Genomic DNA, 22839 nt, shown 5'->3' with positions numbered 1-22839 from the left:
GCTGCGATCTTTAACATCTGTCAGCCCTTCAAGATGAGCCCGTCAGCAGCTCAGGCGTGTTCTGTCCAAAGCACATTGTCGCCTACCCCAGGCGCCCAATCCGGTACATATGACGTATGTGCCTGAGTGCAGGACCAGTTCAGTCCGGCGTGGCTCACAACGTCATTTTTTGCGTACTGAGTATTCAGCTTCCACGCCGGATACTCACCACCACCTTGGGTCCTGACACTCAGGACATTACTGGACGCCGACAGTTTGCAGTCCGAATCGAGGGCTTTTACAAAGTAACTGTATTCAGTACCTGGCTTCAGGCCCGCGTCTTCAAACGAAGTCTCATCCGCACCTACGCGTTTCACCTCTCGATCGTTGCGAAAAACCAGATAGTTCTTGATCGGCTTCGGACCAGAGGATGCTCCCCACATGAGACTGATGCTGGCCTCTGTCTGGCTCATGCTGTGCAGATTCAATGGGGCACTGGGCGCCCCATCCTCCGACAACGTGCGCACTTCAATGGAAGGACTTGGTCGAGAAATGCTCCCGAGCGTGTCGATTGCGCAAACAAAATAGTTGTAAAGGGTACCAGGGGCCACGCCATGGTCGGTCCAGGTCAGCAGCGGTGCCTCAACATCGACCGAGGAGATCCCGTTACGCGTAATTCGGTAAAAGGCTATGGGATTTGCACCGGTCGCCTCGTTCCAGGTCAGCACCACCTGCCTGTCTGTAACATCGCTGGCTGTCAGCCCTGTTGGCGTCTCGGGGCGCTCGCCTCCCCCGTCGGGCGGACCGAAATCCAGATCAATGACTTGATAGAACGCCATCCCGGTATCGGCAACGACGTACGCCGCCAACATCACGTGGTAACCCTCGCGCTTGGGTAGCGGCACTTGATGTGTGGTGGGGGACGGTGGCTCCAATTCATTTCGATACTGTCAGTATGGTTGCCAATGGTTTTGCACCGTATGGAACGGCGTTGCGCCGAACTGATTGCGCGCCAGGGGCTTGCTGGAGTCCCAATTTTCTTCGGTTATGAAATAGTCCCAGCGTCTGGCGGGGTGGTTTGCAGTAAAGTTCCATGAGACGAGCAATGATTCGCCACTCAGCACTTCGTGTTTTCTCCAATGGTCTCCGGGCTGATCGAGAAATGCGCCGACCAGTTGACCCGCGCTGGCAATCTTCCCGTCCGGTGGTGGCTCGGCGCTGACCTCATCATCCGGAGCAAAAGGATCATTCAAGCCGCCAGTGATTGCCGGGAAAAATTTACCAGCCTCTCGCTGGTTCAACGCCCCTTCATCCAGGTCGCCATCCTGCCAGGCAAAATAGGCTCGTGAGGCGGGAGAAAAGACATGACCGTGACGCGGTGTGTTGCGTTGACTGATTACGTTCGAATTACGCTGTGACATGGTGCTTCTCCAAGGTTGTTTACTCGCTGCAAGGGATCCGTGCCCTCGACAACCAGTAAACGCTCAGCCCGGCGCCATGCACACTGTCAGAAATAACAGTTCGGTGCGTCGTTCGTCGGTTTTGCTCCACCGCGATTTGCAATAAGCCCTTCAGCAACCCAAAGCATTTGCCAGTAAACTCTCCCACCTTTCGCCGCCGCCATTTCCTTACGGCCATTACCTTTTTCCTACGGAGTTCGCCTTGCGTCTGTTTCACACCTCCGACTGGCACCTCGGGCAGAACCTGCACGGCCAGGATCGCGATTTCGAGCACGGTTGTTTTCTCGACTGGCTGCTGCGTCAGCTCAAGCTGGATCAGCCCGATGTGCTGCTGATCGCCGGCGATATCTTCGACACGGTCAACCCGCCGGTCAAAGCCCAGGAACGCCTGTACGACTTCATCGTCAGCGCCCACGAGCAGCAACCGTTGCTCACCATCGTGATGATTGCCGGCAACCACGATTCCGGCTCGCGGATTGAACTGCCCGCGCCGTTGATGCGCCGCTTGCGCACCCATGCGTTGGGCCGGGTGTTGTGGCTGGACGACGGGCAACTCGACGCCGAACGCTTGCTGTTACCGCTGCCAAACGCAAAAGGTAAAACCGTCGCCTGGTGCCTGGCGTTGCCATTCCTGCGCCCGGCCGAAGTCACGGGTGCGCACTTGGGCGACAACTACCTGCGCGGCATTGGCCAGGTTCACGAGTGGCTGATCGAGGCGGCCAACGCCAAACGCAAGAAGGGCCAGGCGCTGATCGCCATCAGCCATGCGCACATGGCCGGCGGTTCGGTGTCGGAAGACTCGGAACGCAGCCTGATCATCGGTAACGCCGAAGCCCTGCCCGCCAGCCTGTTCGGGCCGAGCATCAGCTACGTCGCCCTCGGCCACTTGCACAAACCGCAGAAGGTCAACGGCGAAGAGCGCATCCGCTACAGCGGCTCGCCCATTCCGCTGTCGTTCTCCGAGATCGGCTATCAACACCAGATTCTCGACATCAAGCTCGATGGCGAAACCCTGGTCAGCGTCGAGCCAAAACTGATCCCGCGCGCAGTCAATCTGCAACGCATCGGCCCGGCACCTTTGGCTGAGATCCTGCTGCAACTGGCCGACTTGCCAAACATCGACCTGTTGGCCGACTACCAGCGCCAGCCCTGGCTGGAAGTGCGGGTACGCCTCGACGAACCGCAACCCGACCTGCGCAATCAAGTGGAAACCGCCCTGCAAGGCAAGGCCGTGCGCCTGGTGCGTATCGCCGCCGAATACGCCGGCAACGGCAGTCGTGAAGGTGCCGAGGACGGTGTCGCGTTGATCGAACTGGACCAGCTCACGCCCCAGGAACTGTTTAGCCGCGCCTGGCAGGACAATTACGGCAGCGAGGTCGATGAGCAAACCCTCAAGGACTTTGCCGAGCTGCTGCAAGACGTACAGCTGGAGAGCGAACAGCCATGAAAATTCTCGCGATCCGCCTTAAAAACCTCGCCTCGCTGGCCGGGCCTTTTGAAATCGACTTCACCGCCGAACCGCTGGCCAGCGCCGGACTGTTCGCCATCACCGGCCCCACGGGCGCCGGTAAAAGCACCCTGCTCGACGCCTTGTGCCTGGCGTTGTTCGGCGCCGTACCGCGACTGAACAACACCGGGCGCGACGCCAAGGTGCCGGACGCCGATGGCGAAATCGGCACCGGCGACCCGCGCACCCTGCTGCGTCGCGGCACCGGCGAAGGCTATGCCGAAGTCGATTTCGTCGGCGTCGACGGTCGCCGTTATCGCGCGCGCTGGGAAGCCAATCGCGCCCGGGAAAAGGCCGGCGGCAAGCTGCAAGCCAGTCGCCAGAGCTTGCGCGATATCGATCAGGATCAACTGCTGGCCAGCCAGAAAGGTGAATACAAGGCTCAGCTCGAAGCCGCGCTGGGACTGAACTTCGAACAATTCACCCGTGCCGTGCTGCTGGCGCAAAGCGAGTTCAGCGCGTTCCTCAAGGCCGATGACAACGACCGCAGCGAACTGCTGGAAAAACTCACCGACACCGCGCTCTACACCCGTCTCGGCCGTCGCGCCTTCGACAAGACCAAAGAAGCTCGCGAAGCCCACAAGCTGTTGCAGGATCAGGCCAGCGGTGTCACGCCGTTGGCGCCCGAAGCCCGGGCGGAACTGGATGAGCGCTTCAATGCGGCGCAACAACAGCTGAAACTCCAGCAGGCGCAACTCAAGCAGCTGGAATTGCAGCACACCTGGCTCAAGGAATTGCGCCAGCTACAGGACGCGCAACACAGCGCCACCGAGCAATTGCAATCGGCACAGACCCATTGGCAAAGCCTCGACGGCGAGCGCTTGAAGCTGACCCGTCTGGAGCAACTGGCGCCGCAACGGCATCAGTTCGCCCGCAAGGCCGAGGTCGATGCGCTGCTCGCACCGTTGGCGATACTGATTTCCGAGCAATCCCGGCAACAGGGCGAACTTGGCCAGCGTCAGACCGAACTGGAGCAACAGATCGGCGCTGCGCGCATCGCCTTGAATGAAGCGCAACAGCAGCAGACCGACAGTGCACCGCTGTTGCGTCAGGCCTTCGAAGCACAAAGCACCCTCGCCCGTCTGGCCAAAGACACCGCCCTCAGCGCCGAGGCAAAGCAAAGTGCTGAGCAGGCCTGCGCCCAAGGCCAGAGCACGATTCAAAACCTGCTCAATCAGCAAACCCAGGTCGCCGGGCACTTGCAGCGCATCGCCACCGAACTGGAGCAAAGTGTCCATCTGGCACCGTTGAGCGATGCCTGGAACGCCTACCGCGATCGCCTGCAACAGCTGATGTTGATCGGCAACCGACTGAATAAAGGCCAGGCCGAACTGGCCAGCCTCGAACAAAACGCCACGCGCACGGCACAGGAACTCTCTGCGCAGAAACAGCAGCTGGAAGTGTTGTTCAAGGAAGCCGGCGCCGAACCGGATGCCGTCGCCGAGCAGATCGGCATTCTCGGCAGCCTGTTGCAGGACAACCGCAAGCAACTGCGCGCCATCGAAGACCTGACGCGGTTGTGGGCCAGCCAGCAGGAACTGGACAAGCGCGGCGCCGAGTTGCAACAGCGTCAACTCAACGCGCAACAGGAACGCGAGCGGCTGACTCAGGACGGGGTAAAAACCAAGTCTGAACTGAGCGTCGCCGAGCAAACCCTCAGCGTCACCCGCGAACTGCTGGAACGCCAACGGCTGGCGCGCAGTGCCAGTGTCGAGGAGTTGCGCGCGCAGTTGCAGGATGATCAGCCGTGCCCGGTCTGCGGCAGCAACGAGCATCCGTATCATCAGCCCGAGGCGCTGTTGCAAAGCCTTGGCCGCCATGATGAAAGCGAACAGGCCAACGCGCAGAAAGCCGTCGACCTGCTCAAGGAAAAGCTCACGGACCTGCGTGCTGAAGTCGGTGGTTTGATCGCCCAGCAAAAGGAGTTGCTGCAACAGCAGGAGCAACTGGCGACCCAGCAACAAGCCCTGGCGCCAAGCCTTGAAGCGCACCCGTTGTCCGCCGCACTGCTGAATCAGGACGCCTCCAAACGTGACGCCTGGCTCGCCCAGCAAAACAGCCAGCTGAACCAAAGCATCAGCCAGGATGAGCAACGACAAACCGCCCTGCTCACCCTGCAACAGGATGCGGCGCGCCTGACTCAGCAACTGCGCCACGCCGAAACCGCGCACCAGCAAGCGGCCCGGCACCTGGACAATCAGCAGCGCGAACTCGCTAGCGACCGTGCGCGTCTGGACGACGAACTCAACGCATTCGCCAGCCTGCTGCCCGCCGAGACGCTGGAGGCATTGCGCATCGAGCCGGCTGCGACCTTCATGCAGCTCGACCGCCAGATCGCCGAGCGTCTGGCACAACTCGATCAGCAGAAGGAAGAGCTGGCCGAACAGCAACAGCGCCAGCAAATCCTCGAGAAGGAACAGGACCGGCAACAAACCCGCGTGCAGCAACTGCAAGTCGCCGAGCAACAGTTCAACGCACTCGCTGAACAACAGCAGGCGAGCCAGCAAACACTTGCGCAGTTACTCGGTTCACACAGCAGCGCCGAGCATTGGCAGCAGCAACTGGAACAAGCCGTGGAAACCTCACGCGGCACAGAAGCCACGACCGCCCAGACGCTGCAAAGCGTCCTCACGCAACAGGTGCAAATCGCCGCCGAACTCAAGGCGCAGCAAGAACGGTTGCAAGCACTGCAAAACGAGGAACGTGATCTTGTCGGCAAAATCGCTGACTGGCGCGCCCGCCATCCGGAACTGGATGACGGTGGCCTCGAAGACCTGCTGCGGGTCGACGATGCTCACGTCAGCGAGCTGCGCCAACGCTTGCAGCACGCCGAAAAAGCCGTCGAACAGACCAGCGTCCTGGTGCAGGAGCGCGACAAGGTTTTGCTCGATCATCAAGCGCAGCACAACGGCAATCTCGACGCCGAACAACTCGACAGCGCTCTCGCCGAATTGCAAAACCAGTACGCCGTCAGTGAACATCTTTGTGCCGAACTGCGCGCTGAACAGGCCGAAGACCAGCGTCGACAGAATGCCAATCAGGCCCTGGCGCAACAAATTGCCGACGCCTACGCCGAGTTCCAGCGCTGGGCGCGCCTGAATGCGTTGATCGGTTCCGCCACCGGCGACACCTTCCGCAAGATCGCCCAGGCCTACAACCTCGACCTGTTGGTGCACCACGCCAACGTCCAGTTGCGGCAACTGGTGCGGCGCTATCGCCTCAAGCGTGGCGGCAGCATGCTCGGATTGCTGGTAATGGACACCGAGATGGGTGACGAACTGCGTTCAGTGCATTCGCTGTCCGGTGGCGAAACCTTCCTGGTGTCGCTGGCGCTGGCGCTGGGCCTGGCGTCGATGGCGTCGAGCACGCTGAAAATCGAATCGCTGTTCATCGACGAAGGCTTCGGCAGCCTCGACCCGGAATCGCTGCAACTGGCGATGGACGCCCTCGACGGCTTGCAGGCGCAGGGGCGCAAGGTCGCGGTGATTTCCCACGTACAGGAAATGCACGAGCGGATTCCGGTGCAGATTCAGGTTCGTCGCCAGGGCAACGGCCTGAGCACGCTGGAGGTGAAATGATCACGCTGTACTCGTTTCGCCGCTGCCCGTACGCCATGCGGGCGCGCATGGCCCTGCGTTACGCGGAGGTTGGCGTGGACATTGTTGAAGTCAGTCTGAAGGCCAAGCCCGCCGAGATGCTCGCGTTGTCGAGCAAGGGCACGGTGCCGGTGCTGAATACTGGTGATCAGGTCATCGATGAAAGCCTGGAAATCATGCGCTGGGCCGTGGCGCAGAACGATCCGCAGGACTGGTTGCTCAAGGATGATCCGCAAGGACAAGCACAAATCACCGCGCTGATCGGAGAGAACGATCAGGCCTTCAAGGTGCATTTGAACCGCTACAAGTACGCCGAACGCTATCCGGAGCAACCCATGGAGGCTTATCGCGCCGAGGGCGAAGTGTTCTTGCGCAAGCTCGATGAGTTACTGCAAGGACGTGACTACTTGCTGGCCGACCATCCAAGCCTGGCCGATGTGGCGCTGATGCCGTTCATACGCCAGTTCGCCCATGTCGATCGCGAGTGGTTCGCGCAGACGCCCCATCGGCGTTTACAGGCATGGTTGCAGCGGTTTCTGGATTCAGAGTTATTTACCGCCATCATGAAAAAATGACAGCACTGGCATTGTGGCGAGGGAGCTTGCTCCCGCTGGGCTGCGGAGCAGCCCCATTTACGACTGCTTCGCAGCCGGACGGGAGCAAGCTCCCTCGCCACAATTTACTTCGCTGATTCTCACGCCAACACTTCACACATTCCAATCACCGAGCAGTCCACTTCGAACGGCCCGAAAAACCCGCTTTCAGGTTCGACCGGCGGGTTACCGGCCAGCATCCCCATGGCCTTGCCGGTCTCGATGCTGCGCGCAATGTTGTGGTTGGCCTCGATGGCTCGTGCCACCCCACCTATCGAACCCTGACCGATCCCCAGCAAGGAAAATCCATTGGTGATGAATGCCAGGAAGGCGATCACCAAAAGTTTGCATCTGTTCATGCTCCGCCAACTCCTGCGAGATCAGCCTGATCGACCATCGCCTGTTGGGCGCGGTGTTCAAACTGAATGCCAGGATGGGCGACTTGAATCGGCGCTTCGAAGGTTTGTTGCGACTGCGGCGAAAGACTGATGACCAGCACCATGACCAGGTAAAGACCGATAGCCACATAGGCGCCGCGTTTGGCAGAAGTGATGATTGCATGGGCCATGATGAACTCCGTGGACATGTTTCAGAGTCCACAGAATCATTCAAAACAGCCCCGAGAACCAACGAGTCTCATCTATAGCGAATATCAACTTCGTTGATCATTGAGCGAGACTATTTCAGTCTTCAATAAAACTAATCATGCGCTCGCGGGCAGCGTCAGGTTCGCCGGAAATTGGCTCTGCAGCCGACAGGATTGGAGTGGAATAGAGGAACAGCAGCACCACGGCCAGACGCATCGCCATATTGTCGATCCTTTTCTTGAGAAGGAGTCAATAAATCCGCGTCAAATTTAAACCGGTGGCCATGTGATATCAAGCAATACCTTGATGGCAATTTGATGGTGTCGCAAACACGTTATGCAGGAGCGACATCACTTCAACGCTTTGCGAGACATCAAGACTCGATCGGCAAGTGACTTCGCTCCTGCATAAAGGGTGCAGGGAGTAACTTTCAGTGTTGGGCTTTGTGATCCAGCGCAGCGTAGAAGTTGGCGCTTTGTTGCAAGTATTTCTGGGTGTAGCTCTGGGTGTGGGATTTTTTGTCGCTGATTTCAACGTTGGCACTGGCTGGCAATGCAACAGTGGCCGAGATGGCGGAAGCGGCGATTACGGAGAAGAGATTGAAGTTCATGCGGGTATTCCTCGAAGTCAGTTGGCTTGCTTGCCCGGTGGGGCCGTGAAGCAAACTTAACCTTCGAGGAACGAAGCCTTGAAATGCTTTGTAGCATTACCAAATATCAGCCTCATTGATAGAAAGGCGCAGGCCCCGCAAACCGGGGCCTGCGGTCTATTGTCGCAGCAGAAACTTCAAGTCGCTCGGCGCATCCATCGTCAGTTTTTGCACGGTTTTGCCCAGCAGACCCGCCTTGGCATCGCGCTCGACGACGACAATCTGGTTGCTTTTCTGGTTGGCGATCAACACGAACTTGCCACTCGGATCGAGGCTGAACTCACGCGGATGATCGCCCTCCACCGCTCTGCGTTGCAGCTCCTTGAGATGACCCGTCGCCGGATCGATGGCGAATACCAGCAGCTGATTGGCGGTGCCACGGTTGCTCACGTACAGGAATTTGCCGTCAGCTGACGTGTGCAACGCGGCAGCCGCTTTGTCGGACACGGGCTGGCCGGCAGCCAATTCGACCATTTGCGTTTGCTCAAGCTTGCCGTCGCGGTAATCGAAAACGGCCACCTGGGCGCTCATTTCCATGGTCAGCCAGGCGTGCTTGCCATCGGCGCTGAACAGCAGATGGCGCGGACCGCTGCCGGGTGGCAACTGGACAAATGCCGATGTGGCGGGAGTCAGCGGCAGATCGGGGTTGGCCTTGGGGTCGAAACGGTAGACAAACACCTTGTCCGCCCCCAGGTCGTTGGAGAATACGAACTTGCCATCCGGCGAAGGGACCGTCGAATGCACATGCGCCGACATCTGCCGCTCGGGATTGACCCGGCTGGCCGGATGGCTGCTCATCTGCACCACCGGTTTGAGCGCGCCATCGGCGCCGATCGGCAGCACCGCCAGGGTGCCTCCCGGATCTTCGGCCACCGAGTAATTGCTGACGAACAAATAGCTGGCGTCGAGGCTGAGGCTTGAATGCGTCGGCTCGTTGCCCAGGCTCTGCACTTGATTGATCAGGGTCAGTTCATGGGTCTTGGGGTCGATGGCGTAGCTGCTGACGCGCCCTACCGGATCGGTCTGGCCCGGGCCGTTTTCGTTGACCACGAACAGCTGTCGCTGATCTTTGGAAAGGGTCAGCCAGGACGGGTTTTCGCTTTTGATCACTTGCAGGGGCTTGGCGTTGATCTGCCCGGCGGCGCTGTCGAAGTTCAGCCGATAGATGCCTTGGCTTTGCCCGGCGGTGTAAGAGCCAACGAGCAATTGAAAGTCTTCGGCATAAGCGCTTTGGACGCCCATTGCACCGATGCTGCTGGCCATTAGCAGCGGCCAGAGATTACGCATCGTCCTGGTCATCATCTTCGTTGTCGCCGCTGATCACGTCGGCCAGGCACACCAGTCGGTGTTCGCCTGAATCACCGGTGATCAACCAGCTTTGTAGAGTTGTGTCGAAGGTAGCGGCCTGGATCTGCGCCGGGGTGAATTCCCAGTGTTTTGCCGCACGGCCATCCATGCATTCAATGTGCAGGTTATCGAACTCATCGAGGGCGAATTCGAAGGCATGCAGCCCGTCGATTTCCACCATTCCGCAGTGTTCGAGGGCGTTGAGCAAGGTGTCGGTTGGGGCAGTCATGGCAGTCAATCTTTGAATGGGAAAGACGCAATGATAGCTCAATGTGACAGCGCATCATTGCCGCTCACAACACTCAAGAAGGATGCGGAACAAAATGTGGGAGCGGGCTTGCTCGCGAAGGCGGTGGATCAGTCGACGCATGTGCTGACTGAAAAACCGCATTCGCGAGCAAGCCCGCTCCCACAGGGGGTTGTGTGCAACTGCTAGAGGGCCTCGCGCGTCGGCTTGCCATCCACCAGCCGCTGAATGCGCAACGGATTACCGTTCTTCAACGCTTCCGGCAGCAGGCTGTCCGGGTAGTTCTGGAAGCACACCGGGCGCAGGAAGCGGTCGATGGCCAAGGTGCCCACCGACGTGCCGCGCGCATCCGACGTCGCCGGATACGGCCCGCCATGCACCATCGAATCACACACTTCGACACCGGTCGGATAACCATTGAGCAGGATTCGCCCGACCTTCTGTTCCAGCAACGCCGTCAGTTCGCTGAACTGTTGGAAGTCCGCCTGCTCGCCGATGATCGTCGCCGTCAATTGACCGTGCAGACCGTTCAACGCAGCGCTCAGTTGCGCCTGATCCGCCACTTCAACGACGACGGTGGTCGGCCCGAACACTTCCTCTTGCAGCACTTCATCGCCATTGATCAACAGGCTGACATCAGCCTTGAACAATTGCGGCTGCGCCTGACGACCTTGCTGCGCATTGCCCGCCAGATGCTCGATGCCCGGATGATCGATGAGCTTTTGCAGACCTTTGCCGTAGCTGCTCAAAGTCCCGGTATTGAGCATGGTTTGCGCCGGTTGATCAGCCATCATGTCGGCCAGCAGCGTGAGGAACGCGCTGAACTGCGGCGAACGGATGCCAATCACCAAACCGGGGTTGGTGCAGAACTGACCGCAGCCTTGAACCACCGAAGCCGACAGGCCACGGGCAATGGTTTCCGTGCGGTCTTGCAGCGCCTGCGGCAGCACGATCACCGGGTTGATGCTCGACATCTCGGCGAACACCGGAATCGGTTGCGGACGTGCGGCAGCCATGTCGCACAGCGCCCTGCCACCTTTGAGCGAACCGGTGAACCCGACCGCTTGAATCGCCGGGTGCTTGACCAGCGCTTCGCCGACACCGCCGCCGTAGATCATGTTGAACACACCGGCCGGCATCGCGGTTTTTTCCGCAGCGCGGATGATCGCATCGGCCACTTGTTCGGCGGTCGCCATGTGGCCGCTGTGGGCCTTGAACACCACCGGGCAACCGGCGGCCAGGGCCGCAGCGGTGTCGCCACCCGCGGTAGAAAATGCCAGGGGAAAATTGCTGGCACCGAACACGGCTACCGGCCCGAGACCGATGCGGTATTGGCGCAGATCAGGACGCGGCAACGGCTGGCGGTCGGGCAATGCCTGATCGATGCGCGCACCGTAGAAATCGCCGCGACGCAGTACGTTGGCGAACAAACGCATCTGGCCACTGGTGCGCCCGCGCTCACCAATGATCCGCGCCGCTGGCAGCGCGGTTTCGCGGCAGACCAACGAAACGAAATCATCACCCAACGCATCCAGCTCAGCGGCAATCGCGTCGAGAAACTGCGCCCGACGTTCAGCGCTCAGGCTGCGATAAGCCGGAAATGCTGCAGCGGCAGCCTTGGCGGCGGCGTCCACCTCCTCCGGGGTGGCCTGGATGAAATCATGGGGCAATGCCTCGCCGGTTTCAGCATCAACGCTTTGGAGCTTGACGCTGCCCAACGCACTGCGCTGGCCGCCGATGTAGTTGTGGCCAAGAATCAGGGTCATGCATTTCTCCTCAAAGTGTACCGACGGTGCCAGGCTCGAACGCGGCTTCCACAGGCTTGATGCCATTGATCAACGGCGCGCCGAATTCGGCCTGACTGATCTCGAATACATCGCCTGGTTGCGTGCGGATACCATCGGCAAACGACAGGGTCGCGGTGCCGAAGAAGTGAATGTGCACATCCCCCGGACGCAGGAACTGGCTGTATTTGAAGTGGTGGAATTCCAGATTCGCCAGGCTGTGGCACATGTTGGCCTCGCCGCTGAGGAATTCGTTCTGCCACAGCACTTCACCGTCGCGAAGAATGCGGCTGGTGCCGGCCAGGTGCTGCGGCAATTCACCAACGCGCAGTTCCGGACCGTAGCTGCAACTGCGCAGTTTCGAGTGGGCCAGATACAGGTAGTTCTTGCGCTCCATGACGTGGTCGGAAAACTCGTTGCCCACGGCAAAACCGAGGCGATACGGTTTGCCGTCATGGCCAATCACGTACAGTCCGCTGAGCTCTGGCTCCTCCCCTGCGTCCTCAGCAAACGGCGGCAACGGGAACGGCTGGCCGGGACGCACGACGATGCTGCCGTCGCCCTTGTAGAACCACTCCGGTTGCACACCCGCCTGACCCGCTGCCGGTTTGCCGCCCTCCACGCCCCATTTGAAGATGCGCATGGTGTCGGTCATGGCCGCTTCGTCGCCGGCCTGCTGATGCATTTTGTCCCGGGCCGAGGCGCTGCCCAAGTGGGTCAAACCGGTGCCGCTGACCAGCATGTGCGCCGGGTCCGGATGATCCAGCGGTGGCAGGATGCGCAATTGCGCCAGCAGATCAGCGTAGTCGTGGCTGATGCCCAGGCCCAGGGCTTTGACTTGCTGGTCAAGACCGACGCCCGCTTCGATTGCCGCCAGGGCCAGATCGCGCACGGTGCGTGCGTCCTGCACTTCACGCACCAGACCCTCTTCGACGACGCCAACGCGGCGTTCGCCGTTACTCAATTCGAATTGAACCAAACGCATGGATTTTCTCCTTTAAGCAAAATTTGAAATCACCGCAGGTCCCCTGTGGGAGCGAGCCTGCTCGCGATAGCGGCGTGTCAGCCAACATCAATGTTGAATGTCCGATTGCAATCGCGAGCAGGCTCGCTCCCACAGTTGATTGGGGTTAACCCTCAGCCTGAGTACGAGTCGCCCCACGCGCACTCGCCGCAAATTCATCCGCCGGCAACACATGCTTGCGCTCCAGCAGCCGGTAAACCACGCCAGTCAAAATCAGCCCGAACAACATCACGCAAGACAGGAAATACAGCCCCGAAGCCAGATTGCCGGTGTATTCCTTGAGCGCGCCGATCACGAACGGGCCGATGTAGCCGCCGAGGTTGCCGACCGAGTTGATCAGGGCAATCCCCGCCGCCGCACTGGCACCGGCAAAGAAGCGACCGGGCAAGGTCCAGAACACCGCCGTGCAGGAGAACAGCGAGAACGCCACCAGGCACAACGCCGCCAGTTGCAACACCGGCACGGTCAGCCAGGCGCTGAGGAACAGGCCGATGGCGCCCAGTACATAAAGCACCGCCAGATGGCCGTAGCGATCATTCAAACGGTCGGAACTACGCGGGATGATCAGCAGGCCGATGATCCCGAAGATGTACGGCACCGATGACACGAACCCGGTTACCAGGTCGCTGCCGCCGAACTGCTTGATCAGCGTCGGCAACCACAGGCCCAGGCCATAGATGCTCAGGGTCACCGGCAGGTAGAACAACGCCAGCAGCAAAACGCGCTTGTCCTTGAGGGCGTGCAGCGGGTTGCCGTGACGGGTCTGGCCGTACTGTTCCAGGTCTTTTTTCAGCTCGCCGGCAAGCCAGTCCTTCTCCGTCTGATCCATCCATTTCACTTGTTGCGGTCCGTCCGGCAGGTAACGCAACGTCGGCCAGGTCAGCAGGATCGCCGGGGTGCCGATGACGATGAACAGCCACTGCCAACCGTGCAGCCCGAGCACGCCGTCCATGCCCAACAAGCCACCGGACACCGGGCCGGTGATCATCATGGCGATCGGTTGAGACAGGATGAATAGGCCGAGGATCTTGCCGCGATGGCGAACCGGGAACCATTGGGTGATGTAGTACAGAACGCCCGGGAAGAACCCGGCTTCCGCCGCGCCGAGCAGAAAGCGCATCAGATAGAAGCTGTTCGGACCCTGGACGAAGGCCATGCCGATGGTGATGGCGCCCCAGGTGACCATGATCCGCGCGAACCAGCGTCGCGCACCGAAGCGGTCGAGCATCAGGTTGCTGGGGATTTCCAGCAGGAAGTAGCCAATGAAGAACAACCCGGCGCCGAGACCGTACGCCGCATCGCCGAGGCCGATGTCGGCGCCCATGTGCAATTTGGCGAAGCCCACTGCGGAGCGATCCACGTAGGCGATCAGGTACAGCAGGATCAGGAAGGGAATCAGTTTCAACGTGATGCGACGAATAAGCCGCAGTTCCTGGCTCATGAGATCGGTCTCCGATTGTTGTTTTTATAGAACCTCGGGAGACGCCTCTCACGGTAAACCGTTAGGGCCATCTCTCCGCTGAAAACGACTATATAGTAATACTAATTATCCAACAACACTTCCAAACCGCCGAATTTGAGCTTATGTTACGCCTCAGCTCGAACAATATAGTCATACAATAAGAGAATCGATCATGTCTGATAAAAAACCCACCCTGCGCTCCGCCCAATGGTTTGGCACCGCCGACAAGAACGGCTTCATGTATCGCAGCTGGATGAAGAATCAGGGCATCGCCGACCACCAGTTCCACGGCAAGCCGATCATCGGCATTTGCAACACTTGGTCGGAACTGACCCCGTGCAACGCGCATTTCCGCCAGATCGCGGAACACGTCAAACGCGGCGTGATCGAGGCCGGTGGTTTTCCGGTGGAATTCCCGGTGTTCTCCAACGGCGAATCGAACCTGCGCCCGACCGCCATGCTCACCCGTAACCTGGCAAGCATGGACGTGGAAGAAGCCATTCGCGGCAACCCGATTGACGGTGTTGTGCTGCTGACCGGCTGCGACAAAACCACCCCGGCCTTGTTGATGGGTGCGGCCAGTTGCGACGTGCCGGCCATCGTCGTCACCGGCGGGCCGATGCTCAACGGCAAGCACAAAGGCAAGGACATCGGCTCCGGCACCGTGGTCTGGCAGCTCAGCGAGCAGGTCAAGGCCGGCACCATCACCATCGATGATTTCCTCGCAGCCGAAGGCGGCATGTCGCGTTCGGCGGGCACCTGCAACACCATGGGCACGGCGTCGACCATGGCCTGCATGGCTGAAGCACTCGGCACTTCCCTGCCCCACAACGCGGCGATTCCAGCGGTCGATGCACGGCGTTATGTGTTGGCGCACATGTCTGGCATGCGTGCCGTGGAGATGGTCCGCGAAGACCTGAAGCTGTCGAAGATCCTGACCAAGGAAGCCTTCGAAAACGCCATTCGCGTCAACGCTGCCATCGGCGGTTCGACCAACGCCGTGATCCACTTGAAAGCCATCGCCGGGCGCATCGGCGTGGAGCTGGATCTGGACGACTGGACCCGCATCGGTCGTGGCATGCCGACCATCGTCGACCTTCAACCTTCCGGGCGTTTCCTGATGGAAGAGTTTTACTACGCCGGTGGTTTGCCAGCGGTGTTGCGTCGCCTCGGCGAAGCCAATCTGATTCCGAACCCGAACGCCTTGACCGTCAATGGCAAGTCCATCGGCGAGAACACCAAAGACGCGCCGATCTATGGCGAAGACGAAGTGATCCGCACCCTCGACAATCCGATTCGTGCTGACGGCGGGATCTGCGTGTTGCGCGGTAACCTGGCGCCACTCGGTGCCGTGCTCAAGCCGTCCGCCGCCACGCCTGAACTGATGCAGCATCGCGGCCGTGCGGTGGTGTTCGAGAACTTCGACATGTACAAGGCGCGGATCAACGATCCGGAACTGGATGTGGATGCAAACTCGATCCTGGTGATGAAAAACTGCGGGCCAAAGGGTTATCCGGGCATGGCCGAAGTCGGCAACATGGGCCTGCCGGCCAAACTGCTGGCCCAGGGCGTGACCGACATGGTGCGCATTTCCGATGCGCGCATGAGCGGCACCGCGTACGGCACCGTTGTGCTGCACGTGGCTCCGGAAGCGGCGGCTGGCGGGCCATTGGCGACAGTGAAGGAAGGCGACTGGATCGAACTCGATTGCGCCACTGGCCGTTTGCACCTGGACATTCCGGACGCTGAACTGGCGGCACGCATGGCTGACCTGCAACCACCGCAGCAATTGCTGGTGGGCGGTTATCGTCAGCTGTACATCGACCATGTGCTGCAAGCGGACCAAGGCTGCGACTTCGACTTCCTGGTCGGCTGCCGCGGCGCTGAAGTGCCGCGCCACTCTCACTGACATACGAACCTCTGTGGGAGCAGCCAGCTCCCACATTGGAATGCATTTCACATATGGGAGCCAGCTGCCGGCGATGGGGCAGCACAGGCGATATAAATTACCGCTTGACCAAGAAGAACGATCGTTCTACTGTTTGCAGCATGAACGAAATCACTAGCTACGACACACGCGACATAATTCTGGATGTCACCGAAAAGTTGATCTACAAAAGTGGCATCGCCGCCACGGGCATGGATCTTCTGGTGAAGACCGCCGGCGTCTCCCGAAAAAGCATCTACCGCTACTTCGCCAACAAGGAGGAGCTGACCGTCGCCGCCCTGCAACGCCGCGACCAACGCTGGATGCTCTGGTACAGAAGCGAAGTCGGACAGGCCGAAACCCCGGCCGATCGCCTGCTCAACCTGTTTACCGTGCTCAAGTCCTGGTTCGCCTCCGAAGGCTTTCGCGGCTGCGCGTTCATCAACACCAGCGGCGAAACCGGTGACCCGCAAGACCCCGTTCGCCTGGTCGCCAAGGACCACAAACAGAAGCTGCTCGACTACGTGTGCGAGCTGTGTACCGAACATGGTGCCGAGGATCCGCAGTTGCTGGCCAAACAGCTGCTGATCCTGATCGATGGTGCCATTACCGTGGCGCTTGTAATGGGTGATCACAGTGCCGCCGATAATGCGCAATGCATGGCGCGGAAGTTATTGGACCTGTAGCAACTTAATCAAGCTCGACAACGTGTCTACAACTTTAAATTGATTCGGAGATCTGAAATGTCCAATGCCGAAGTTCGTCCGCCATTGCCGCCGTTCACCCGTGAATCGGCCATCGAAAAAATTCGCCTGGCCGAAGATGGCTGGAACTCCCGCGACCCGGAACGTGTGTCGCTGGCCTACACCCTGGACACCAAGTGGCGTAACCGCGCCGAGTTCGCCTACAACCGCGAAGAAGCCAAGGGCTTCCTGACGCGCAAGTGGGCCAAGGAACTGGACTATCGCCTGATCAAGGAGATCTGGGCATTTACCGGCAACCGCATAGCCGTGCGATACGCCTATGAATGGCACGACGATTCGGGCAACTGGTTCCGCTCCTACGGCAACGAGAACTGGGAGTTCGACGAGAACGGTTTGATGGCCAATCGGTTTGCCTGCATCAACGACATGCCGATCAAGGAAAGCGAGCGCAAGTTTCACTGGCCGCTGGGTCGTCGTCCGGATGATCATCCGGGTTTGTCGGATCTTGGCCTGTAACCACTAATCCCCCTGTAGGAGCTGCCGCAGGCTGCTCCTACAGGGTACCGGTTTGGTCAGGCGACTTTGAGCTGCGCTTCAGCTTCTAACTCGCGCACCAACGGCAACACCCGCTTGCCGAAATACTCTACTTCCTCCTGAAAGTGCAGGAACCCCGCCAGCACCAAATCCACACCCACCGCTTTGAGTGCCACGATGCGCTCGGCGATTTGCTGCGGCGTGCCGATCAGGTTGGTCTTGAAGCCGTCGTTGTATTGCACCAGATCCTCGAAGGTCGATTTCGCCCAGTTACCCTCACCTTCCGGTGACGCCCTGCCCGCCTGTTTTGCCGCATCGCCGAAGGCATTCACCGCTTCCGGGTCGGCCTGATCGATGATTTGCGCCAGCACCGCACGGGCTTCCTCTTCGGTATCACGGGCGATCACAAACGCATTCACGCCGACCTTCACCGAATGACCGTTCGCTGCAGCCTTGGTGCGAATGTCATCGACCTGAGCCTTGATGCCTTCCGGGGTATTGCCGTTGGTGAAATACCAATCCGACACCCGCGCCGCCATGTCCCGCGCCGCACGGGAACTGCCACCCTGGAAGATTTCCGGCTGACCGAACGGTTTGGGTTTGAGGCTGTAATTGTCGAAACGGTAGAAGTCGCCGCGGAAGGTGAAGTTGTCCTGGGTCCAGATACCTTTGAGCGAACGGATGAACTCCTCGGAACGGCGATAGCGCTCGTCGTGTTCCAGCCAATGTTCGCCGATCGCCTGAAACTCGCCCTTGAACCAGCCACTAACGATGTTCACGGCGATGCGGCCGTTGGTGAGTTGATCGATGGTCGCCAGTTGCTTGGCTGCCAGCGCTGGTTGCCACGGGCCCGGCAGGATCGCGGCAATGACTTTCAGGTTCGTCGTCGCCGCCAGCAGCGCATGACTGAAAGCCACCGACTCGTGCTGAAACTCCGCGCCGTAACCCGCAGTAAAACGAATCTGCGTCAGGGCATATTCAAACCCGGCCGCTTCAGCCAGTTGCGCCAGCTTGCGGTTGTAGTCGATGCCCCAATCGGTCCGTTGCTCGATCTTGCTGACCACCAGCCCACCGCTGACGTTCGGCACCCAGTAGGCAAATTTGACGGCTTGCTGACTCATTGGCATGTCCTCGGGACGTTAGGGAGTTTCTGGACCAGAGCAGCAAGCGTGCCAGTGCGGAAACAGGGCTTGCGACCTCGCTAACCTAAGCCATGCGACAAACCCTGTGGGAGCGGGCTTGCTCGCGAATGCGACCTGTCAGGCAACATGGATGTTGAATGTCCAACCGCCTTCGCGAGCAAGCCCGCTCCCACAATGATTCGGGTGTGTCAGGGGCAAATTGCTGTTGCGCTGTTGATGCAGCAACAGTTCGGACCGCCTCGAAACCCGAATCCCCCCGCAAAGCCTGGCTGCATTCATTCGGCATGGACCGTGCAATACCCCTGGCATCCACTGCCAACTCAAGGAACTGTTCCATGACCGAACACCAGATAATCAATCCGCTGTCCGTGGGTACTGACTACGAAACACTGGCAACGCGATTCCGGCCGATTTTCCAGCGCATCGCCGCCGGGGCCGTGGAGCGTGAACAGTCGCGCACGCTGCCGCATGAGCCAATCCAATGGCTGAAAGAAGCCGGGTTTGGCGCCGTGCGGGTGCCGGTTGAATATGGCGGTGGCGGCGCTTCGGTGCCGCAGCTGTTTGAACTGCTGATCGAACTGGCCGAGGCCGACTCGAATGTTCCCCAAGCGCTGCGCGGCCACTTTGCCTTTGCCGAGGATCGCCTGAATTCGCCAGCGGGTACGGCACGGGATGTCTGGTTCAAACGCTTCGTCGACGGTGACATCGTCGGCTGCGCCTGGACCGAAATCGGTAACGTGGCCATCGGCGACGTGGTCACCAAAGTCTCACCTGATGGCGATAGGTGGCGGCTCAACGGCGAGAAGTTCTACAGCACCGGCAGCCTGTTTTCCGACTGGATCGATGTCTACGCCCAACGCAGCGACACTGGCGGCGACGTGATTGCTGCGGTGCGCACCCATCAGCCCGGGATCGTGCAGAGCGATGATTGGGATGGGTTCGGCCAACGCACCACAGGCAGCGGCACGTCTCGCTTTGTCGACGCGGAAGTTGAAGCCGAGAACGTCCTCGACTTCGCCACCCGCTTCAAATACCAGACCGCCTTCTATCAATTGGTGCTGCTTGCGACTCTGGCCGGGATTGGCCGCGCAGCGTTGCGCGATGTCGCCCGTCACGTACGCGAACGCCAACGCATCTACAGCCATGGCAATGCCCAGCGAGTCAGCGACGACGCTCAAGTTCAGCATGTGGTCGGTGACATTGCCGCCTGGGTGTATGCCGCCGAGGCCAGTGCCTTGAGGGCGGCGCATCCGGCGCAGCAGGCCTATGTGGCGCGCTTCTCGGGCGACGAAGCATGGGAACGCGCAGCCAACGTTTCAGCGGAAATCGAATCGGCGAAAGCGCAAGTGGTGGTCACGGAGCTGATCCAGCGCGCGACCACGCACTTGTTCAATGCGCTGGGTGCTTCGGACATTCGCCAGGGCAAGGCGCTGGACCGGCATTGGCGCAATGCGCGCACCGTGTCCTCGCACAACCCGGTGATCTACAAGGCGCGGATTGTCGGGGATTGGGTGGTCAACGGCACGGAACCTCCGTTTGTGTGGCAGATCGGCAATGGACCGCAGTCCAAAATTTAAGAGTTCACCCGATCCCGTTGGGGATCATGTCGGATCGGTCGCCGCAAAGGTCGGATATGGGTAAGATAGCGCCCCTTCCCCGCAGCCCTTTGCTGCACCCGCCGATTAAGCCGATTCCATGCCTTTCGAACTCAGCGTTGACCTCACCACCCTGGCCATCCTGGCCATTGTCGCTTTCATTGCCGGTTTCATCGATGCCATTGCCGGCGGTGGCGGTCTGTTGACCACCCCGGCCCTGCTCACCGCCGGCCTGCCGCCGCATCTGGTGCTGGGCACCAACAAGCTCAGTTCGACTTTCGGCTCGGCCACGGCCAGTTTCACCTTCTACCGACGCAAGCTGTTCCATCCCAAGCAGTGGATGAACGCCATTGTCGGCACGCTGATCGGCGCACTGACCGGTGCGGTGGTCGCGCACTACCTGCCGGCGGAATGGCTGAACAAGATGTTGCCAGTGATCGTGTTTGGCTGCGGTCTCTACCTGCTGTTTGGCGGTACGCCGAAAGCGCCGCTGGACAGCGATGCACCGATCAAGAAAAAGTGGCAATCGACCCAAGGTTTCAGCCTGGGTTTCTACGATGGTGTGGCCGGGCCCGGCACTGGCGCGTTCTGGACCGTCAGCAGCCTGTTGCTCTATCCCATCGATCTGGTCAAGGCCAGCGGTGTGGCGCGCAGCATGAACTTCGTCAGCAACATTGCAGCGCTGTCGGTGTTCGTGTTTTCCGGGCAAGTGGACTGGATCATCGGCCTGTGCATGGGCCTGTCGGTGATGGTCGGGGCTTTCTTCGGTGCTCGCACCGCCATCAGCGGCGGCGCGAAATTCATTCGTCCGGTGTTCATCACCGTCGTGCTGGGGCTGACCGTGCGGCTAGCCTGGCAACACTGGTTCAGCGTGGCCTAAACGCCGGGCCACGTAGACGTCGATCAGGTAACGGGCAATCGAGCGAGACGCTGGCAACGGCGGCAGCTCGTGCACGTTGAACCACTGGGCGTCTTCGATCTCGTCTTCCTGACAGACAATCTCGCCACCGGCGTATTCGGCATGGAAGCCGAGCATCATCGAATGCGGGAACGGCCAGCACTGGCTGCCCAGGTACTGGATGTTCTTGACCTCGATTCGCACTTCTTCGCGCACCTCGCGAATCAGGCAATCCTCAGCCGACTCACCCGGTTCGGCGAACCCCGCCAACGTGCTGTAGACACCGGTGACGAAGCGCGGCGAGCGCGCCAGCAGCACTTCATCGCCACGGGTCACCAGCACGATCATGCTCGGTGAAATCCGCGGATAGCTTCGCATATCGCACGGCTGGCAATACATCGCCCGTTCGCGCGGCACCTGAGTCATGGCCTGACCGCAGTTACCGCAAAAACGGTGTTCACGGGCCCAGGTGCCGATTTGCGCGGCGTAACCAAGGACCTTGTACAGCGTGTGATCGCCTTCGAGCATGAACGCCCGCAGGCCTTTCCAGTTGCAGCCCGGCACTTCGCTGTGACTGCGCAACTCCAGCAGGTACACCGGCTCACCGTCGAGGTGGCCGATGCCATGTTCGGCGAGAACCGACAGGTCCTGGCGCTTGAGCCATTCGCGGGGAAACAGCGCGCCATTGTCATCGAACAAGAAGCCTTCCGGGCTACGCGCCACGGCCCAGCCGCCGGGTTGGTCAGTGTCCAGTACTGCAGTGGTCCAGCGTGAAGTCATTTTTCAATCAATCCAGAAATTCGGGTTTCTGTTTGCTCATATGGGCGGCCATGGCCACGCGCAAATCAGTGGATTGCAACATGGCGGCGTTCCAGGTGGCGACGTATTCGAGGCCGTCATCAATGCGGTGATCACGCATGTAGCTGATCATCTCCTTGGTGCCGGTGACGGCAATCGGCGACTTGCTCGCGATCTCCCGGGCAATACCCATGACGCCGTCGAGCAGGCTGGCGGTGTCGCTGTAGACGCGATTGACCAGGCCCATGCCACGCGCTTCTTCGGCGCCGAAGGTGCGACCAGTGTAAGCCAGTTCACGCAGCATGCCGTCACCGATGATCCGCGGCAAGCGTTGCAGCGTGCCGACGTCGGCGGCCATGCCGATGTCGATTTCCTTGATCGAGAATTGCGCGTCTTCGGCGGCGTAACGCATGTCGCACGCGGCGATCAGATCGATGGCACCGCCCAGGCAATAACCCTGAATGGCCGCGAGCACCGGTTTGCGGCAGTTGTCGACGGCGTTGAACGACGCTTGCAGGGTCAGGATCTTGCGTCGCAGCAGGCGCGCGTTGCGCCCGACGTCCTTGCCCATTTCATTGGCTACGCCGGCCAGCATCATCAGGTCGATGCCCGAAGAGAAATGCTTGCCGGCACCGCTCAGCACCACCACGCGCACTTCGTCGGTGTCGTCGATCCACTGGAAAATCTCGACGATCTCGCTCCAGAACGCGGCGTTCATCGAGTTGATCTTTTCCGGACGATTGATCTGCACATGAGCGATTTTATCGACCAGTTCGACGCTGAACGCGGTGTATTGAGACATGCTAGTGATCCTTTACCGGGCAAAAAAGAGGCCCGAACTATAACAAGGCATCGAGGCAGGCAGTAAGGCAGTGGTTCGGCCAAATGCGGGACTGCTTTTGATTGTCGGAGTCTGGACGGGCCTTATCGCTAGCAGGCTAGCTGCTCCCACAGGAGTTTTGTATGCACCGCAAGTCCAATGTGGGAGCCAGCCTGCTGGCGATAG

Annotated in this window: 22 protein-coding genes; 8 read left to right on the top strand and 14 right to left on the bottom strand. The window is 59.9% G+C overall.

Going from position 1 to position 22839, the window contains the following annotated elements; translation table 11 throughout:
- Positions 1 to 50: 50 nt before the first annotated feature.
- Both V6Z53_RS16445 and V6Z53_RS16440 read right to left on the bottom strand, forming a co-directional pair.
- The gene (locus V6Z53_RS16445; protein ID WP_338580640.1) at positions 51 to 851 is read right to left on the bottom strand and encodes a fibronectin type III domain-containing protein; all 801 of its coding nucleotides are present in this window, start codon (positions 849 to 851) and stop codon (positions 51 to 53) included.
- A gap of 78 nt (positions 852 to 929) precedes the next feature.
- Positions 930 to 1400, bottom strand: a complete 471-nt coding sequence (locus tag V6Z53_RS16440) for a lytic polysaccharide monooxygenase auxiliary activity family 9 protein (protein WP_338580638.1) — start codon at positions 1398 to 1400, stop codon at positions 930 to 932.
- A 241-nt stretch (positions 1401 to 1641) separates the two neighbouring features.
- Here V6Z53_RS16440 and V6Z53_RS16435 point away from each other — a divergent pair, with 241 nt between their 5' ends.
- From V6Z53_RS16435 to V6Z53_RS16425, 3 genes are read left to right on the top strand one after another with little or no spacing between them, the layout of a single operon-like run.
- A complete protein-coding gene (locus tag V6Z53_RS16435) occupies positions 1642 to 2886 on the top strand; it encodes an exonuclease SbcCD subunit D C-terminal domain-containing protein (RefSeq protein WP_338580636.1) in 1245 nt (414 codons plus the stop codon).
- Entirely contained in the window at positions 2883 to 6524 is a 3642-nt protein-coding gene (locus V6Z53_RS16430; RefSeq protein ID WP_338580634.1) for an AAA family ATPase, read from the top strand. Before V6Z53_RS16435 ends, V6Z53_RS16430 begins: the two co-directional genes overlap by 4 nt.
- Positions 6521 to 7117 carry a glutathione S-transferase gene (locus tag V6Z53_RS16425; protein ID WP_338580632.1) on the top strand — a complete coding sequence of 199 codons (597 nt, stop codon included), beginning with the start codon at positions 6521 to 6523 and terminating at the stop codon, positions 7115 to 7117. The genes V6Z53_RS16430 and V6Z53_RS16425 overlap by 4 nt, the downstream gene beginning before the upstream one ends.
- Positions 7118 to 7236: 119 nt before the next feature.
- On the opposite strand, the gene V6Z53_RS16420 is transcribed toward V6Z53_RS16425, so the two are convergent.
- The 9 genes from V6Z53_RS16420 to V6Z53_RS16380 all read right to left on the bottom strand — a co-directional run bounded on the left by V6Z53_RS16420 (position 7237) and on the right by V6Z53_RS16380 (position 14214).
- A complete protein-coding gene (locus V6Z53_RS16420; RefSeq protein ID WP_338580630.1) occupies positions 7237 to 7494 on the bottom strand; it encodes a hypothetical protein in 258 nt (85 codons plus the stop codon).
- Entirely contained in the window at positions 7491 to 7703 is a 213-nt protein-coding gene (locus tag V6Z53_RS16415; RefSeq protein ID WP_338586505.1) for a hypothetical protein, read from the bottom strand. The genes V6Z53_RS16420 and V6Z53_RS16415 overlap by 4 nt, the downstream gene beginning before the upstream one ends.
- Positions 7704 to 7818: 115 nt before the next feature.
- Complete coding sequence (locus tag V6Z53_RS16410; protein WP_256590244.1) at positions 7819 to 7944, bottom strand: hypothetical protein; 126 nt, start codon at positions 7942 to 7944, stop codon at positions 7819 to 7821.
- A gap of 208 nt (positions 7945 to 8152) precedes the next feature.
- Positions 8153 to 8332, bottom strand: coding sequence for a hypothetical protein (locus V6Z53_RS16405; RefSeq protein WP_007941320.1), 180 nt, complete (start codon positions 8330 to 8332; stop codon positions 8153 to 8155).
- A gap of 156 nt (positions 8333 to 8488) precedes the next feature.
- Entirely contained in the window at positions 8489 to 9658 is a 1170-nt protein-coding gene (locus V6Z53_RS16400) for a lactonase family protein (protein ID WP_338580628.1), read from the bottom strand.
- Positions 9651 to 9947, bottom strand: a complete 297-nt coding sequence (locus tag V6Z53_RS16395; protein WP_338580627.1) for a DUF5629 family protein — start codon at positions 9945 to 9947, stop codon at positions 9651 to 9653. Before V6Z53_RS16395 ends, V6Z53_RS16400 begins: the two co-directional genes overlap by 8 nt.
- Before the next feature lie 203 nt (positions 9948 to 10150).
- Entirely contained in the window at positions 10151 to 11731 is a 1581-nt protein-coding gene (locus V6Z53_RS16390; RefSeq protein WP_338580626.1) for an aldehyde dehydrogenase (NADP(+)), read from the bottom strand.
- Between the two features lie 10 nt (positions 11732 to 11741).
- A complete protein-coding gene (gene araD1, locus V6Z53_RS16385; protein WP_338580625.1) occupies positions 11742 to 12734 on the bottom strand; it encodes an AraD1 family protein in 993 nt (330 codons plus the stop codon).
- 145 nt (positions 12735 to 12879) lie between these two features.
- Positions 12880 to 14214 carry an MFS transporter gene (locus V6Z53_RS16380; protein ID WP_338580624.1) on the bottom strand — a complete coding sequence of 445 codons (1335 nt, stop codon included), beginning with the start codon at positions 14212 to 14214 and terminating at the stop codon, positions 12880 to 12882.
- 193 nt (positions 14215 to 14407) lie between these two features.
- On the opposite strand from V6Z53_RS16380, the gene V6Z53_RS16375 reads away from it, so the two are divergent.
- The 3 genes from V6Z53_RS16375 to V6Z53_RS16365 all read left to right on the top strand — a co-directional run bounded on the left by V6Z53_RS16375 (position 14408) and on the right by V6Z53_RS16365 (position 17382).
- Entirely contained in the window at positions 14408 to 16144 is a 1737-nt protein-coding gene (locus V6Z53_RS16375; RefSeq protein WP_217870003.1) for an IlvD/Edd family dehydratase, read from the top strand.
- A gap of 140 nt (positions 16145 to 16284) precedes the next feature.
- Positions 16285 to 16848, top strand: a complete 564-nt coding sequence (locus V6Z53_RS16370) for a TetR family transcriptional regulator (RefSeq protein ID WP_338580622.1) — start codon at positions 16285 to 16287, stop codon at positions 16846 to 16848.
- A 57-nt stretch (positions 16849 to 16905) separates the two neighbouring features.
- Complete coding sequence (locus V6Z53_RS16365) at positions 16906 to 17382, top strand: nuclear transport factor 2 family protein (protein WP_338580621.1); 477 nt, start codon at positions 16906 to 16908, stop codon at positions 17380 to 17382.
- 56 nt (positions 17383 to 17438) lie between these two features.
- Here the strand turns inward: V6Z53_RS16365 and sfnG are convergent, their stop codons facing one another.
- On the bottom strand, positions 17439 to 18527 hold the full coding sequence (gene sfnG / locus V6Z53_RS16360; protein WP_338580620.1) for a dimethylsulfone monooxygenase SfnG: 1089 nt from the start codon (positions 18525 to 18527) through the stop codon (positions 17439 to 17441).
- A gap of 350 nt (positions 18528 to 18877) precedes the next feature.
- Here sfnG and V6Z53_RS16355 point away from each other — a divergent pair, with 350 nt between their 5' ends.
- Positions 18878 to 20119: an acyl-CoA dehydrogenase family protein gene (locus tag V6Z53_RS16355; RefSeq protein ID WP_338580619.1), complete on the top strand. Its 1242-nt coding sequence runs from the start codon at positions 18878 to 18880 to the stop codon at positions 20117 to 20119.
- A 118-nt stretch (positions 20120 to 20237) separates the two neighbouring features.
- Positions 20238 to 21017: a TSUP family transporter gene (locus tag V6Z53_RS16350; RefSeq protein WP_338580618.1), complete on the top strand. Its 780-nt coding sequence runs from the start codon at positions 20238 to 20240 to the stop codon at positions 21015 to 21017.
- Here the strand turns inward: V6Z53_RS16350 and nudC are convergent.
- Positions 20985 to 21815, bottom strand: coding sequence for an NAD(+) diphosphatase (gene nudC, locus V6Z53_RS16345; RefSeq protein ID WP_338580617.1), 831 nt, complete (start codon positions 21813 to 21815; stop codon positions 20985 to 20987). The genes V6Z53_RS16350 and nudC overlap by 33 nt on opposite strands.
- Before the next feature lie 7 nt (positions 21816 to 21822).
- Positions 21823 to 22635 carry a crotonase/enoyl-CoA hydratase family protein gene (locus tag V6Z53_RS16340; protein WP_338580616.1) on the bottom strand — a complete coding sequence of 271 codons (813 nt, stop codon included), beginning with the start codon at positions 22633 to 22635 and terminating at the stop codon, positions 21823 to 21825.
- Positions 22636 to 22839: the final 204 nt, after the last annotated feature.

Origin of the sequence: Pseudomonas sp. MAG733B, assembly GCF_036884845.1 — a bacterium.
Taxonomy (GTDB): Bacteria; Pseudomonadota; Gammaproteobacteria; order Pseudomonadales; family Pseudomonadaceae; genus Aquipseudomonas.
This window is presented reverse-complemented; position numbering and strand designations above follow the sequence as displayed.

Excerpts from the sequence above, each read along its gene's own strand:
- V6Z53_RS16445 (WP_338580640.1), bottom strand. The coding sequence starts at position 851 with ATGTTGGCGGCGTACGTCGTTGCCGATACCGGGATGGCGTTCTATCAA.
- V6Z53_RS16440 (WP_338580638.1), bottom strand. The coding sequence starts at position 1,400 with ATGTCACAGCGTAATTCGAACGTAATCAGTCAACGCAACACACCGCGT.
- V6Z53_RS16430 (WP_338580634.1), top strand. The coding sequence starts at position 2,883 with ATGAAAATTCTCGCGATCCGCCTTAAAAACCTCGCCTCGCTGGCCGGG.
- V6Z53_RS16425 (WP_338580632.1), top strand. The coding sequence starts at position 6,521 with ATGATCACGCTGTACTCGTTTCGCCGCTGCCCGTACGCCATGCGGGCG.
- V6Z53_RS16420 (WP_338580630.1), bottom strand. The coding sequence starts at position 7,494 with ATGAACAGATGCAAACTTTTGGTGATCGCCTTCCTGGCATTCATCACC.
- V6Z53_RS16415 (WP_338586505.1), bottom strand. The coding sequence starts at position 7,703 with ATGGCCCATGCAATCATCACTTCTGCCAAACGCGGCGCCTATGTGGCT.
- V6Z53_RS16410 (WP_256590244.1), bottom strand. The coding sequence starts at position 7,944 with ATGGCGATGCGTCTGGCCGTGGTGCTGCTGTTCCTCTATTCCACTCCA.
- V6Z53_RS16405 (WP_007941320.1), bottom strand. The coding sequence starts at position 8,332 with ATGAACTTCAATCTCTTCTCCGTAATCGCCGCTTCCGCCATCTCGGCC.
- V6Z53_RS16400 (WP_338580628.1), bottom strand. The coding sequence starts at position 9,658 with ATGCGTAATCTCTGGCCGCTGCTAATGGCCAGCAGCATCGGTGCAATG.
- V6Z53_RS16395 (WP_338580627.1), bottom strand. The coding sequence starts at position 9,947 with ATGACTGCCCCAACCGACACCTTGCTCAACGCCCTCGAACACTGCGGA.
- V6Z53_RS16390 (WP_338580626.1), bottom strand. The coding sequence starts at position 11,731 with ATGACCCTGATTCTTGGCCACAACTACATCGGCGGCCAGCGCAGTGCG.
- araD1 (WP_338580625.1), bottom strand. The coding sequence starts at position 12,734 with ATGCGTTTGGTTCAATTCGAATTGAGTAACGGCGAACGCCGCGTTGGC.
- V6Z53_RS16380 (WP_338580624.1), bottom strand. The coding sequence starts at position 14,214 with ATGAGCCAGGAACTGCGGCTTATTCGTCGCATCACGTTGAAACTGATT.
- V6Z53_RS16375 (WP_217870003.1), top strand. The coding sequence starts at position 14,408 with ATGTCTGATAAAAAACCCACCCTGCGCTCCGCCCAATGGTTTGGCACC.
- V6Z53_RS16370 (WP_338580622.1), top strand. The coding sequence starts at position 16,285 with ATGAACGAAATCACTAGCTACGACACACGCGACATAATTCTGGATGTC.
- V6Z53_RS16365 (WP_338580621.1), top strand. The coding sequence starts at position 16,906 with ATGTCCAATGCCGAAGTTCGTCCGCCATTGCCGCCGTTCACCCGTGAA.
- sfnG (WP_338580620.1), bottom strand. The coding sequence starts at position 18,527 with ATGCCAATGAGTCAGCAAGCCGTCAAATTTGCCTACTGGGTGCCGAAC.
- V6Z53_RS16355 (WP_338580619.1), top strand. The coding sequence starts at position 18,878 with ATGACCGAACACCAGATAATCAATCCGCTGTCCGTGGGTACTGACTAC.
- V6Z53_RS16350 (WP_338580618.1), top strand. The coding sequence starts at position 20,238 with ATGCCTTTCGAACTCAGCGTTGACCTCACCACCCTGGCCATCCTGGCC.
- nudC (WP_338580617.1), bottom strand. The coding sequence starts at position 21,815 with ATGACTTCACGCTGGACCACTGCAGTACTGGACACTGACCAACCCGGC.
- V6Z53_RS16340 (WP_338580616.1), bottom strand. The coding sequence starts at position 22,635 with ATGTCTCAATACACCGCGTTCAGCGTCGAACTGGTCGATAAAATCGCT.